General features: G+C 45.6%; 10 protein-coding genes. 1 reads left to right on the top strand and 9 read right to left on the bottom strand.

All coding sequences use genetic code 11. The annotated features are described in order from the left end of the window. Window positions 1-349: 349 nt before the first annotated feature. The 8 genes from KKE17_02025 to KKE17_01990 all read right to left on the bottom strand — a co-directional run bounded on the left by KKE17_02025 (window position 350) and on the right by KKE17_01990 (window position 12,060). Window positions 350-2,626, bottom strand: a complete 2,277-nt coding sequence (locus KKE17_02025) for a response regulator (protein ID MBU1708759.1) — start codon at window positions 2,624-2,626, stop codon at window positions 350-352. Beyond that, window positions 2,623-3,393 carry a molybdate ABC transporter substrate-binding protein gene (gene modA, locus KKE17_02020; GenBank protein ID MBU1708758.1) on the bottom strand — a complete coding sequence of 257 codons (771 nt, stop codon included), beginning with the start codon at window positions 3,391-3,393 and terminating at the stop codon, window positions 2,623-2,625. The genes KKE17_02025 and modA overlap by 4 nt, the downstream gene beginning before the upstream one ends. Before the next feature lie 502 nt (window positions 3,394-3,895). Continuing rightward, entirely contained in the window at window positions 3,896-4,327 is a 432-nt protein-coding gene (locus KKE17_02015; GenBank protein ID MBU1708757.1) for a DUF4079 domain-containing protein, read from the bottom strand. A gap of 131 nt (window positions 4,328-4,458) precedes the next feature. Continuing rightward, a complete protein-coding gene (locus KKE17_02010; GenBank protein MBU1708756.1) occupies window positions 4,459-4,887 on the bottom strand; it encodes a peptidylprolyl isomerase in 429 nt (142 codons plus the stop codon). 143 nt (window positions 4,888-5,030) lie between these two features. Further along, window positions 5,031-5,957 (bottom strand): Fic family protein, encoded by a 927-nt coding sequence (locus KKE17_02005; GenBank protein ID MBU1708755.1) that lies wholly within the window; start codon window positions 5,955-5,957, stop codon window positions 5,031-5,033. Between the two features lie 316 nt (window positions 5,958-6,273). Beyond that, the gene (locus tag KKE17_02000; protein ID MBU1708754.1) at window positions 6,274-7,287 is read right to left on the bottom strand and encodes a DUF4325 domain-containing protein; all 1,014 of its coding nucleotides are present in this window, start codon (window positions 7,285-7,287) and stop codon (window positions 6,274-6,276) included. A gap of 788 nt (window positions 7,288-8,075) precedes the next feature. After that, window positions 8,076-8,501 carry a response regulator gene (locus KKE17_01995; GenBank protein ID MBU1708753.1) on the bottom strand — a complete coding sequence of 142 codons (426 nt, stop codon included), beginning with the start codon at window positions 8,499-8,501 and terminating at the stop codon, window positions 8,076-8,078. 85 nt (window positions 8,502-8,586) lie between these two features. Next, window positions 8,587-12,060 carry a response regulator gene (locus KKE17_01990; protein ID MBU1708752.1) on the bottom strand — a complete coding sequence of 1,158 codons (3,474 nt, stop codon included), beginning with the start codon at window positions 12,058-12,060 and terminating at the stop codon, window positions 8,587-8,589. Between the two features lie 450 nt (window positions 12,061-12,510). On the opposite strand from KKE17_01990, the gene KKE17_01985 reads away from it, so the two are divergent. Then, complete coding sequence (locus KKE17_01985) at window positions 12,511-13,521, top strand: class A beta-lactamase-related serine hydrolase (protein ID MBU1708751.1); 1,011 nt, start codon at window positions 12,511-12,513, stop codon at window positions 13,519-13,521. Between the two features lie 273 nt (window positions 13,522-13,794). Here KKE17_01985 and KKE17_01980 read toward each other — a convergent pair. Next, on the bottom strand, window positions 13,795-14,141 hold a 347-nt coding region (locus tag KKE17_01980; GenBank protein ID MBU1708750.1), incomplete at its 5' end, for a 4Fe-4S binding protein.

The following is a 14,141-nucleotide window of genomic DNA, read 5'->3' as shown; positions in this document are numbered from 1 at the left end:
TGCGTTTGCACGCCTCCCATGAGAAAGGCATTGGTTTCCCCATAGTCGGCGACCAGCTTTACGGTACCGGCCGGGATGGCGACCAACTCCTGCTGCACGCCTCCTACCTGGAGTTTCTGCATCCGGAAACCGGGGAGACAAAGACCTTTGAGTCAGAACCGATATTCTGAAGTGATGGATTAGAGATTTGACATGTCTTGCCAGTTAAACATTTTGGGAGACAGGTTGATTTATGATATGCGCAGCAGAAAAGGTGCAATTCGGGGCCATGGAAGTAACAGATAGATAGTGCCGACCTTCCCCTCTGTTTTTTTAAGGATGGGTCTCCACAACACAGACTTATCAGATATTAACTCCCATCAATAACCTTCTTTAATTCAGTCATAAGTCCTTCTATCTGGTAGGGCTTTTGAACAAATCCGGCCAGACCTTTCCCTGCAAAACGTTGAATTGTTTCCTGTTGATTATAGCCGCTGGATATAACTACCTTGACATCTTTCTGTATTTTTCTTAGTTCCCTGAAAGTTTCTTCTCCATCCATCTGCGGCATGGTCAAATCCAGAAGAATACAGCTGATTTCCGGTGAATGTTCGCTGAAAAGTTCAATGCCCTCACGCCCCCCCGAAGCAAGCAGAACCTTAAACCCGAAAGCATTGAGAATCTTTTCTCCTACTGACCTGACATATTCCTCATCATCTATTATCAGAATCGTTCCTCTCCCCTGCCATTGCGGCAAAAACTCCGGCGTTTCCTGGACCATCCCCGAAGCTTGATCTTCGGCAGCAGGGAATAAAATCTTAATTGAAGTTCCTTTGCCGGGTTCACTGTAGACCTTGATGGAACCACCATGACCACGCATAATACCAAGGGTTGCGGCCATACCAAGGCCGCGTCCGGTAAATTTGGTTGAAAAAAACGGGTCAAAAATCTTGGCTATTGTTTCTTTATCCATGCCGCAGCCGTTATCAGAAACCTCTAAATATGTGTAAAGTCCCCCAGGAAGGCTTTCATTCAGATAACTTTCATTTAAATAATTGTGATCACAGGTCATAGCGCCGGTAGATAATATGATCACCCCTTCTTTATCGCCGATGGCTTCTGAGGCATTGGTAATCAGGTTCATGACTATCTGGCGTATCTGGGTAATATCCGCCTGCACCCTTGGCAGATTTTCTGATAAATTATATTTCAGCACAGCCTTCTTGGACCTGGAAATTTCAAGAATGTCACCCATTTCCTGAACAACCTCATTCAGGTCCACCGACTGGACAACAAACTTGCCTTTCCCTGAGTATGCCAGCATCTGCTTGCAGAGCTCTGAAGCTCGCAGAGATGCCTTGACTATTGCCTGGATGTTTGAGCGGACGGGATTTGCCTTGGGCAACTGATACAGAGAAAGATCAGCATTTCCAAGAATCGCCGCCAGGAGGTTGTTAAAGTCATGGGCAATTCCACCGGCCAACACCCCGAGGCTTTCGAGTTTCTGCACATGCTGAATCTGTTTTTCCATTTCCAGCTTTTGTTTTTCAGCAATTTTACGCTTGGTGATGTCCTGAAAAGTTTCAACAATACCTGCAAGCTCGCCGTCGGAGTCCAGAAAAGGTTTGGCGGTAATTATAAAATACCGGTCTGTCCCTTCATGGTCCGGTTTTATTGATTCAAGGGAGATATTTTCTGCACCTGCAATAATCTGCGTCAAGGGGCACATTTCAGTATGGCAGAACTCGCCCGGTCTTGTTTCGTAGCATCTTTTTTTCTCTGCCGTTACTGCATATTCACCAAACACAGAATAATAAGGTCCATTGGCATTGATTACTTCATAATTTAAGTTTGTTATGCACATGGGCAGTGAATTCTCAAAAATATTTGTAAGCAATGACTGTGAATATCTAAGCTCTTGCACCGTTCGCTTATGCTCTGTAACTTCCAGTATGAGCTCATCTTCCGCCTGCCGGCGTTTACTGATCAATTGGTTGAATTCTTGGGCAAGCTCCCCTATTTCGTCATTTTTATATGAAGAGACGATGCTCATCCTGTTGGATTCTGCCACCTCTTTAACCTGTCTGCTTAACTTCAGAACCGGCTGGATAACCATTCTGAACAGGAAAAAAACAACACCTGCGATGTACGAAAAAAGCACAAGAAATAAAACTACAAGCATGCTGTCAGCCCTTGCCTGCAACCTGCCGATTTCTTGCCGGGACAGATCAAGTAATGTCTCAACCGCTTCTTCAATCCTGCCCGTTTCATTGCGAATCTGTTCGCTTAAAGGTTTTTCAAGAATTTCCCCCGGAAACGATTCTTCAACCACCCTGCCGATCCGGATGAACGAAACGCCTAAGTCAATAAGCGTTGATGACTGATTTGTTGCCGGCAATATATTCTGGAGTTGTCGGGATATTCCCGGAATTTCGGCAATGGTTTTTTTTATGGCGGCGATGTCCGGCTGGTCATCCTGGGTTTCTATTACTATTTTGTCGGTCGAATGCCTGATCCCATCCAGCAGGGTGGTGGCATGAAAAAGCCTGTCGTTTGTCGACTTGTGCATCTGAAGGATAATCACCGAGGTGATCAATCCCATGAGAGCCAAAAAGGAAAAGAGGAGGATATTAGACTTGAGAGTCATAATTCTTCTGTCTTATAGCCATGTTTGCGGAAAACTTCTTTTCCCTTGGTTTTGAGGTAAACATAAAATTTCCTGGCCAGAACCGGATCTTGAGCAGCGGTCAGCAACCCTGCAAACAACTCATCCTTCACCTGATATGAGTCTTCAAGGGGGATCACGATAAGTCCCTCACCTTCAGGAGTACCGGCCATGACATCCCATTCAATTATCGCGTCGATACCTCCCTCCCGGTAAATCCTCAGGACATCCTGACTGGAGGAGCCATACACCACAACATTTTTCAGGATATCCTGTCCCCGTGGATGTTTTTCAATGATTTGTTGCATGACAATCCGACCAAGGCTTGCCAGTTGGGGGTTGGAAATCGCGATCCGGACCCCTTCATCTGCCAGGTCGTCAAGGCCCTTAATCCGTTCACGAGCCCCGGGAGAAACAAGGATTGCCACCACATGCCAGGCAATAAAAGAACTTTCTGCCACCAGTCCTTTTTTTGATAAAACATCAAGATTTTTTTTATCTCCCGGCAGGAAGATATCCCCGGTATTGAAATTAATGATATAGTCGCGCAGGATTGAAGAACCCTCAAAATATGTCTGCACCTTTATCCCGGTCTCCTGTTCAAAATTTGCGGCAATTTCGGCAACCGGTTCTTTCATCCCGGCTCCGGACAGAAAAAGAAGCGTCGGGTTTCCCTGGGTCCTGAAAAAAAAGGAACCAACCGTCAACACCACAGCGAGAATAATTAAAGAATAAAGGATTGATCGCATTCAAATACCCGATAGGACTCCTCATAATTTCAACAAATATCCGGGCTACCCTGAATAGGCGACACGGCCTTTTCTACTGAAAATTATGACTTTTTGTCCCTTTCTGACGACAGATTCAAATTAAGCTGACTTGGGAAATATTGCCTGATAATCGATACTCAATCTGGTGGGGTGCGTCAAGAATTTTATACCACATTGTGGTGGTCATTCATCTATCAACAATGTGCAGGATCGCTCTTTTCTAAACATAAATATAATATTTGCCATATCTATTGGTTATAATTTTCTGAAATAGCTTATCTTGAGTTTCTGCATCCACAAACAAAAAAAAACAAAAACTTTTGAGTCAATAACCAATATTCTAAAAAAATAAAATAACAAAAAAGATTTTGCATACGATCATGCATATTTTAAACCGGAGCAGGATACTCCTGGGTGGCAGAGAAAGAAGGTTTTCAGGAGATACTGCCACAAGTCTCAAAAATAAGGGTTTGACCTACCCCTACCCCAATAGAATGCCCAATCCCAAAAGTACCTGACCTGCAAAAAGTACAAGAATAGCAATGCCCAGCAGAAAATGGGCCGTGCGCCAGGCATCGCGGTCGGCCTTGATTTTCCGGGAGATGACCCAGGTGCCGGAAACAGCAACCACCAGGGCGGTGCCCACTGCCAGGTGCAGAGGATATCTGGACCAGGTGCCATGATCCAGCCAGGCCAGGACAAGACCGGCCAGATAGCCGCCCGGCATGAAAATGGCGAGAAACGGCCCCATGGTCCTGTGGCGTCTCAGGCTCAAGGAATCCAACTTTTCACCTGCCAGCCGCTTCCTACGGTTTTGCCAGCCGAGAAATCCCTGATAGAGGATGACGATGAACAGGCCGCCGTTAAAAAAGGCATGACCGGCTTTCAGAAAAGGAATAAGCATCTTGATCATGGCGGCAGACTCCTTCAAAGAGATTAAAAACTCAATGCTATGAAATTATCTTCATATTTTCAACACCTGCCCGGAAAAAAATCTCGCCAACGGCCCGGTCCATTGCAGCTAAACAGAATCCAGATGCTGGATTACTTGATATCGACAAGTCTGATTTCAAACGTGAGGCTGCGACCAGCAAGGGGATGATTGTCATCAACGGTAATTTCATCCCCGTCAATCCCGGTGATCACCCCTTGGATCAATGATCCGCCTTTGGCGGTAAAAGATATCTCGCGCCCTGCCTGAAGATCTGTTCCGGCCGGTATTTCGCTTTCCTGAACAGTATAGACCAGAGCCGGATCTTTCGGGCCGTAAGCCTCAGAGGGTTTGAACACCGCTGTCTTGGTTTGTCCAAGTATCATGCCGATCACGGCCCTTTCAAATCCTTTTATGACCTTCCCTTTGCCGACACTGAACACCAGCGGCGCCTGACCGATGTTGGTTTCAAACACCGTCCCATCATTAAACCTGCCTGTATAAAAAACAGACACACGACTGCCTTTTTTTACCTGTGACATTGTTCTTTTCTCCAATCAAAAATTATCCCGACACAATTGCCGCCTCGCAGAGTCGATATATTCCCCAACAATTAAAGTCCTGAGACAAATGGCCCACGTCCTTATTTTTTCAGGACAAAACGAGCCACATGACCCCAGTCCCACTACTCTTTCTGGTGGTCTTCAATATACCGTTGCAAAGCGTCTTCCGCCACCAGCCAATTACGTCTGAGCTTAAAAGCAGGTATGGCGCCACGCCGGGCAAGGACATTCAGATACCCTTGAGAATATGAGGTTATCTCGGCTGCCTGTGCCATTGTAAGAAAGCCAGAGGCCAGCTTTGGGATCGCTTCAAAATAGAGGGAAATGGTCCTTTCAACTGCCCGGGCCACCAGGAAAATAAAATCCTCTGTTTTACCCTTGTGCGCCTTTTCCAGGGCATCGTAATACTTCTTTCGGTCATTCTTGAGGATGATGGCCGGTGCATAGCCTTTTCTCATTAACATCAGATTCATGATCAGCCGTGCGGTTCTGCCATTACCATCCACAAAGGGATGAATTGCCACCAGCTCGTAATGGGCCAGGGCAGCCTGGACAACCGGATGGGTGATCTGTGTATTTGTCAGCCATTTCCGGGCAAAAGCCTGCATCCTTTCCCCGACCAGGAACGGTTCCGGCGGCAGGTGATTTGAGCCGCTGATCCGAACCTGGATATCCCGGTATCTCCCGGCATACTGCTGGTCAATTTCCCTTAGGACAAGGGCATGTATTTCCTTGAGGTGCCGTTCCAGGAGCAGCTCATCCTCCCTGGCCAGCTCTTCAACATAGGCAATGGCTTCTCGATGGTTAATGGCCTCAAGGTGTTCCCGCATGGATTTTCCGCCAACGGTCAGGCCATCTTCCAGAACAAGCTTTGTCTCTCTCAGGGTGAGGGTATTGCCCTCTATGGCATTGGAGTTATAGGTCCAGTCGAGGACAAGTTGCTGTTTGAGGCGAGCAAGAACAGAAGCAGGCAAGGGGCGATGCTGATCAATAAGTCTTTTGCCTTCGTCAATTCGGTTAAGAACCTTTCTGATACGATCTGATTTCATGAATATATTCTTATCCGATCATCTTGACCTGTCAACACATTGTGATCGGATAGCGAAAAATATTTCGCATACGATCATGCACAATCTCAAAAACAAGGAGAAGTTGGAGTAAAAATTGAAGCTCCCGTCGCCAGGAAAAAGAGGTCAACAGGACAAGGCATCAAGGTGAACGGAGCAGTATCTCCTGGGTGGCATAGAAAGAAGGTTTTCAGACGATAATGCAATTATGCAAGACCCCAAGTCACGCTAAAGCTTAAAACAATAAAGTCCCCTTGATGCTCCCTTCTGTCAACTTATCGTCAACTTTTTTTGATATTTAATTGTCAACCACATGTTTAATGATCGGCATGAGGGCAGGACTCAGGTTTTCTGTTTCTATTGAGATATCCGGGTGGTTCCTGATAAAAACCCTGAATATTTCATCGGCAAATCCCTGGCCCATGACATTGACACCCTTGAAATCGAGAATGATTAATTTGAATTTATCCAGACCGTGGAGCAATCTTTTTGCTTCAGACCTGGATATGTATTGAGGTTGAAAAAGCTTGACCATTGCCCTGGTTTTCTCAAATTTATAGTCGAATTCCTCTGGAGCATACATGGAAAAAATGCTGTCGAGTTTTTTTCTGGTCCGCTTGTTGATGCAGAAAAAAACCTCGGTGCCGTTAATGTTTTTTTTCTCTTCTATAAAAACGTCCTTCCGAAGATTATCAAAAACCAGCCTGGTCTTATGAGATCTGAATGACATGGTGTCCGCAGCTTTTGAACTAAAAAAGATCCCTTCCCCCGAATGCTTTTCCTTCATGGTGGTTGTCTTGCCCTTGATGATTTCTCCGACAGCGGCATTTTCATCCTGCAGCTTGAATTTGTCGCTGACAGAGTAAAATATTCCGACCCCATAATCTCTTATGCAAAACTGGAAATTAAATTCATCAATCAGGATTTCGATATGACATTTTTCAGATCTTGAGTGGTCGATTGCATTGTTGAGCATTTCCGTAAAAGTATACCGGGCAATTTCCGCTGCACCAGGACTCAGGATTCGGGGTAGATTCAGAAACAATGAGATATCCCGGAAAACAATGTCTTCTGCAAGATCTTCAAGGATGAATGTTTTTCTCAGTTTGCCGGGAGAGCTTTTCCCTGTGGTTGCAATCCTGTAGACCGCTCCCCGGGTAATCCCCTCTTTGAAGACAGAACCGTTTTGGATCAGATTTTTCAAATGTTTATTGACAGCCTGCCGGGAAATCCCGAGATCAGCGGCCAACTCCACTCCTGAAACGGCTTTTTTCTTCTTGATCAGGGCAAGTATTTTCTCTTTGACGTGCATAATTCAAGAGTACCGGATGTCAACCAATTGTCAACCTATATTTTATTTTATTGTCAACTTAGCATGTCAGGAATCAACGCTTTGACTGGAACAGGATAATTTTCGGGTGGCATAAAAAGAAGGTTTTTAATGAGATACTGCCACAAAGTGAAACCGAGGAGATAGGGCGGTTCTACTCAATGAAGAATCTTGCATCGGTCTTGGGCAGTGCTCCATTCAAAGATTGGTTAAAAGATAAATTTGACCATTTGCGATTTCATATGGAGATCCCGGAGTCTCGGAGGTTGGCCCCTTCAGCAGAAAGGATTATTGGCCTTGTCTGTGAACATTTTAAGGTAAAGAAAGAGCCGATGGCAGTGTCTAGAAGGGGTAACCGAGAATTTTCCGCGAGATGTCGCGATTTATCTTGTCCGCCTTCATAGCAGAGATACACTTGCAGCTGTTGGTAAACATTTTCAAATAAGCAATTACAGTACAGTAAGCAGTGCTGTCGAGCGGATAAAAGCACGGAAAGAGATAGACCGAGCTTTGCAAAAACACCTGAGAACGGTAGAGAAAATATTGGCCAAAAGCCAACAGCAGACTTGACCCCTTTCTGTGACCCTGACCCCTTTCTGTGACCCCTTTCTGACCCCTTTCCTGTGGACCCCTTTCCTGTATGACCCCTTTCCTGACCTCCAGTCAACAATCATCCCGCCACAATTGCCGCCTTTCAGAGTCGAGTTATTAATAATGCAACTACGCAAACCTGACAAGGAGCCTTTTAATGGGAGACCCCACCCCCTCTTTCAATCGCTATTTTTCGAAAAGTTCTCCTGGGCATATTTTAAAAATACTTTTCGCAAACAGGCAATGATGGGTTCTTTGGTGAAGGGTTTAATAATATAGTCCGAGCAGCCTGCGGTTAGACAGGTGGTGATATTGTCGCGGTCTTTATGGGAAGTCACCATGATAATCTTTGCCTGTTTTGCCGACGGTATTTCCATACTGCTTTCCAGATCTTTTATCTGCATAAGGACATCAATCCCGCTCATTTCATGGAGGGTTATATCGAGGGTTATGATGTCGTAGGGGGCGCGAGCTTCCCAGGCCTTTTTAAACAGGTCGATGGCGCTGATACCGTTTGCCACCAGATCGCATTCGCCAAAGTTCTGCATGATAAGCTGCATTTTTTTCTGGCTCAATTTTTCATCTTCAACAATTAGAATACGCAATATTTTCACCTCCGGTCAGGTCAGAAAATTTCCAGGTTGTCATTATATGTATAAAGATAAAAGATAGCCAATTTATGTGCTTTCGTCATGGAGGGCCTGTTATAGCTTTTCTGTAATATGATGCAAAATGATCTATTTCCTCTTCTAGTTTTTTCAAGGCAAGACCAGCATTTCCCATATCAGCAGACTTGCCGGCATCCTCAAGGGCTGCTGCCGCATCAGCCATCGGTTCTGCCGTAATATTTCTGGCACCTCCTTTTATCGAATGTGCCTCTCTTCTGATAATTTCGGCGTCAGATTCGTCAATTGCCCGGGCGATTGTCTCAAGCTGCTTTCTTACATCCAGCAGAAACTCGTCGATTATTTCAATAACCACCCCCCTCTCCCCTTCGTATTCTTTGATAGCCCTGTCCAGATCGAAGGGGAGCGCATGTAAAGGCTCGGTGAGGGTTTCGGTGCAATCTGGAGAAGCACTTGGGTGCGTGGCATTTTTCCCAGAAGTTGCCCATCTGTCGATCATGTCTGCGATGCCGATTTTTTTCAGAGGCTTTGAAATGTAGTCATCCATGCCTGACTCGATGCATTTTTCACGGTCCCCTTTCATTGCGTTGGCGGTCATGGCAATAATAGGCACATGCACCCTGCCTGATGATTTCTCATGCTCCCGTATGGTGCGGGTGGCGATCAGGCCGTCCATTACCGGCATCTGTACGTCCATGAAAACAAGATCGAAATTATTCTCCAGATATGCCTTTACGGCCTGTTCTCCGTTTTCTGCAAGTTCAACCGTACAGCCAAATGATTTCAGATGGGTTATCGCCACTTTCTGGTTGGTGGGGTAATCTTCCACTAAAAGAATATTAAATGCTCTGTTTCGATGGTCTGAAACAGAATGTTTTGTGACCAGTCCACTTTCTATCCTGCCCAGTTCATTGCCCTCAAGCTCGAGGACCTCAATTAACGTTTTATAGAGGTCGCTGTATGTAAAGGGGTTGCTCAGATAGCCGTCAACTCCGGCTGCCTGACATCTTTCACCGTCACCCCTGTGGCCGGACAACGTTGTCATGATTACCATCATATCAGTATTATCATTCAATTGCCTGACCCGCTTCACGAGCTCTAATCCATCCATGGCCTCCAGTTTGATTTCTGCAACCAGCATATCATATGAAAGGTGTTTATCCTGGGCACTGCGACACAATTCCAGCGCCTCACTTGCATTTGCGGCTTCAGAGACCGAGCAACCCCATGAGGCAAGGTATTGATTGAGAATATACCGCATTTTATTGTTGTCATTGACAAGCAGGACATTTCTTCCATGAAGGATTGTCTTGTCTGGTCCCGTCGTAAACAGATTCCCCCCTTTTTGCAGAGTAAGCCTGAACCAGAAGGTTGTCCCTTTGCCCTTCTCGCTCTCCAGCCCTATTTCACCTCCCATGAGCTCAACAATTTGCTTGCTGATGGTGGTGCCGAGACCTGTTCCGCCATATTCCCTGGAGGTTGAACCGAATTCCTGGGTGAAGCTTTCAAAAATTGTGGAATGCTTTTCCGCTGCAATCCCAATCCCGGTGTCTGTTACCTCAAAATATACAGTAACCTCTTTATCGGTCTGCTCCTCGATTTCACCCTTTACCAAAATTTCGCCGCCCTCGGGTGTAAATTTTATGGCATTGCCGGTCAGATTAGTCAGTATCTGCCTGAGCCTTGTCGGGTCGCCGATAATCTCTGTCTTAAGATCGGGTGATAAAAAGCAGTAGTAGTTTATGTCATTTTGCTCTGCTATCAGAGAGAAACTTCGGGAGAAATTATCCATCAACTGCCTGAGGTCGAAGGAGATGTTTTCAAGTATCATTTTACCGGATTCGATCTTGGAGAGGTCGAGAATATCATTGAGCAGGATATTGAGTAAATTTGCCTCGAAAGAAATTGTTTTAATAAGATTTCTGGTCTTTTCATCTATAGCCACAGACATGCCGATTTCCGCCATACCGATAATGCCGTTCATTGGCGTCCTGATTTCATGGCTCATGTTGGCCAAAAATTCACTTTTTGCTTTGTTGGCCTTTTCTGCAGCTTCCCGGGAATTAATGAGCTCTCTCTCTGAATTGATCAGGATTTGGAGCATGTTATTGAAAGCTTCGCGGATTTCATAGAGTTGACTAGTCGTTGAAATCCTGAAAACCTCACAGGCGATGCAGGTATCCAACTTTCTTACAAAAGACACATTAACCACTTCTTTACATAGAGTACCAACCACATGCCAGCACCTGATCCCAACTTTTCCATACGCTGGACACTGTTTAATATTGCAATTCTTTAGTTCCCAGCAATTTGGTATCAATGGATTTTTCACGAACTGTGGAGTGTCCAGGTCCAATCCTTTATCTGAAACAATTTTTGACAGGATTCCAGAAAGTTCATCGATTGTATGCTGTAATTTATCCCTTGACGCTTCCACCTCGTTCATAGCAATTAAAGCCTTTTGTTCGGCTATTTTCCGTCGAGATACATCAAGCATTACATAAGAGAGGCCAATGGGGTCATTTTCCCAATTTCTAATGACTGAAACAGAGAGCGAAATTGTATGGGTCTCCCCGTCACCAGCGGTGAGATCCAACTCATCATCAAGTATTGGTTTCTCCAGGAGTTTTTCAACTTCCAAATACTCTTCTGGTATACTTAAAATTTTTCCCAAATATTTTTCCAACAGATCCGATTCATTATGACCAAGTAGTTTACAGGTTCGCTTGTTTACCAACTTTATCCTGCCATCAAGATCAGTAACAATTAACGCACTCGGCATTGCTGCAAAGGTCTCAGTTGCAGCAGTCTGCGGAGTAATATCCATCAGATGATAACGGATCGCCACATAGGTCCACGCCGATATCATCACCAGGATAAAAGAGTAACCAAATGGATAGAACGAGAATCCAAAAACAGCTATAAAATCAACTGAAGCGAGATATCCAATGGTTACGGCATAGACCATTATTTTGATTCGAGCTCGTTCTCTTAAAGAGACTGACCTGCCATAGCCCTGATGCAAGGCCTTTAGCGTAAAAAAACCCAAAAAACCAAAAAACCCGACAAACAGATATCCAACCGGCCCCACGATGGGATAATATCCCCAGAAAAATTTTCTTACGTCACTTACAAACAAGTCGGAAAACAGACTAAATAACGAAAACACTAAAGAGAACACCAAGGCCCCGTAAAAAAGAAAATCGTACATCTTTGTCTCTTTAATACGGGGAGCAATCTCAGCATTAAATGAAAACTGGGTAAAAGGGATAAAGGCAACAGCACACATTGTAATTTTGCACCAGAATTGAGCCAACTCTTTGTTACCACTGCAAAAGGAAAATCCAATTGAAACAAGCCAGACCGACGTACAAAGGCAGGCTGCAAAAAATTTCAGCCCAAAAATATTTCTCTGCCGTACATCAAGTATATAGGTGCCAAGGATAAAACTGTAAATCCCAACAAGGAAAACAGGAACCCCGTAATAGGAGAAAAAATAATTTTGAGGGTTAAAAAGATAAGAGATACTAAGAGGCATTAAGCAACTCCTTGTAACTATTCAAAAATTTCAAGCTTATAGTTTAATGAGATTAAGTAATAATGAGATTAAGGGTCAAGCTTGCATAATTGCATTATTAATCCAGGCATCACGGTTCGGAAAGCAGATCCGGTAAGGCGGCACTTGCCCCGCCGAGCCGGACTCCCGGATAACCCCACCAGGCACGAATCTTTGACCGTATCCTGGACACAAACCTTCCTGCGGAACTGTATAATCAGTGATCTGTTTCATGCCCCCCGGGTTCCATTCCCCAAAACAAAAACAGTCTAAACCCGGAATCATTTCAGGTCAATGACTTTGACAGGGGATCGTTTAAACGGGGCCGGTTGACAACTGGGTGGTGGAATTTCCCTCCTTAAATTCCAGACACAAAAACGACCAGGAATGGTATAATCATCTTTCCTATTAAACAGGCAATGAGAAATCGACATGCTGAAATTTCGCCAACTGGCTGAGCACAAGGCCGGTTTATTATTGTACACGATCCTTATTCTCCTGGCCGGGACCGGCATCGGTTTCTGGCTGCGAGACTTTATGGAAAGCATACCGGAAGCGCCTCAGGATCACTTCGAAATCCGGGCCAGCGGCTACAACTATATCAATCCGCTGCTGGATTGCGAGTTGACCCAAGGGTCCAACGAGAACAAGGAACTGGAACCCTTTGAAAAGGGCGTTGAAAAAATTATCGAGAATCGGCTGGCAAGCGGTCTGATCACCAATACCTCCGTCTATTTCCGTGATCTTAATAACGGACCCTGGTTCAGTATCCGGCCGACGGAGAATTTTTCACCGGCCAGCCTGCTCAAAGTTCCGCTGATGATGGGGATTTTGAAAAAAGCCGAGTCAACCCCGGAATTACTGAGCAAAACCCTCTGGTTCGCCGGAGGTACCGACTATAATACGTTGCAGGAGATTTATCCGGAAAACAGCCTCCGTCCGGGAACAGCTTATACCATCGAAGCCCTGCTGAACAACATGATCGTCTATTCCGACAATAATGCCGCCGCTCTGCTGGAGGATTTTTTCAGCGCTGAGGTCATGGGTGATGTCTATAAAGTCGCCGGACTCAAAGCGCCTTCGGGGAGGAATGACAGCCAGATTTCCGTTGAGGCATACAGCCGGTTTTTCCGGATCCTGTTCAATGCCTCCTATCTGAACAAGACGATGTCGGAAAAGGCCTTGGGATACATTGCCAGGGTAGAACTGCATGACGGGTTGCTCAGTTCCATCCCGGGTAATATCACCGTTGCCCATAAGTTCGGGGAAGAAGTGCATGATCAAGGGATAAAGCAGCTGCATGAATGCGGCATTGTCTATTATCCCGGCCATCCCTACCTGCTCTGTGTGATGACCGAGGGGAAAAATTTCGTGGAGATGGATGATACTGTCCTGCAGGTCTCGCAATTCGTCTATTCGGCTGTTAACCAGCAACTCAAGTGAAATACCGACAAACCGGGACAATTTATTCTCTTTCAGGGTGTATACCCACGGCCCGATGCCTCCCGTTGTTCGCTATCTGCCGCACATTTAAAATTCACAATGCTCTTTGGCAGTATATTTTTTTAGGAGTCAGGAGTCAGGATTCAGGATGGAAACCATTTATTTCAGGGTATGAAAAATTCTGTCTCCTGCCTGCAGACTTCTGATACCGCCTTCCTCGGAGCCCTTGCTTTCCTGCCGCAGGCCAGTTCATTCTTTATCCCTTACCGCCAGTTAGTGCCTAACTATCATGCCGATAGCATCCTGCGGGCAATTATTGCGGCATAAACCGCAGCCGAAACATTTTCCGGAATCAATCTCCGCCTTACATTCTTCTCCAGAACCGCTGCTGCTGATGGCGCCAAAATGACAGGCCTCCTCGCACAAACCACAGCCATTGCACAGTGAGACATCCACCACCGCCATCTGTTCGCCGCGATACATGGTCTCAACATCAATGGCAAGGGTGCGCAGCCCGAGACAGTCGCCGGGCTGACAATTACAGATGGCGCCGATAAAGGGGGTGATCATCGTCCAGATCGTGTGCACTGCGCCGTCTTTTTCCAGGGCCTGCATCTGGC

It is taken from the genome of Pseudomonadota bacterium (assembly GCA_018823135.1).
In the GTDB taxonomy this organism is placed as follows: Bacteria; Desulfobacterota; Desulfobulbia; order Desulfobulbales; family CALZHT01; genus JAHJJF01.
This window is presented reverse-complemented; position numbering and strand designations above follow the sequence as displayed.

Coding starts and splice junctions, on each gene's coding strand:
- KKE17_02025 (MBU1708759.1), bottom strand. CDS start 2,626: ATGACTCTCAAGTCTAATATCCTCCTCTTTTCCTTTTTGGCTCTCATG.
- modA (MBU1708758.1), bottom strand. CDS start 3,393: ATGCGATCAATCCTTTATTCTTTAATTATTCTCGCTGTGGTGTTGACG.
- KKE17_02015 (MBU1708757.1), bottom strand. CDS start 4,327: ATGATCAAGATGCTTATTCCTTTTCTGAAAGCCGGTCATGCCTTTTTT.
- KKE17_02010 (MBU1708756.1), bottom strand. CDS start 4,887: ATGTCACAGGTAAAAAAAGGCAGTCGTGTGTCTGTTTTTTATACAGGC.
- KKE17_02005 (MBU1708755.1), bottom strand. CDS start 5,957: ATGAAATCAGATCGTATCAGAAAGGTTCTTAACCGAATTGACGAAGGC.
- KKE17_02000 (MBU1708754.1), bottom strand. CDS start 7,287: ATGCACGTCAAAGAGAAAATACTTGCCCTGATCAAGAAGAAAAAAGCC.
- KKE17_01990 (MBU1708752.1), bottom strand. CDS start 12,060: ATGCCTCTTAGTATCTCTTATCTTTTTAACCCTCAAAATTATTTTTTC.
- KKE17_01985 (MBU1708751.1), top strand. CDS start 12,511: ATGCTGAAATTTCGCCAACTGGCTGAGCACAAGGCCGGTTTATTATTG.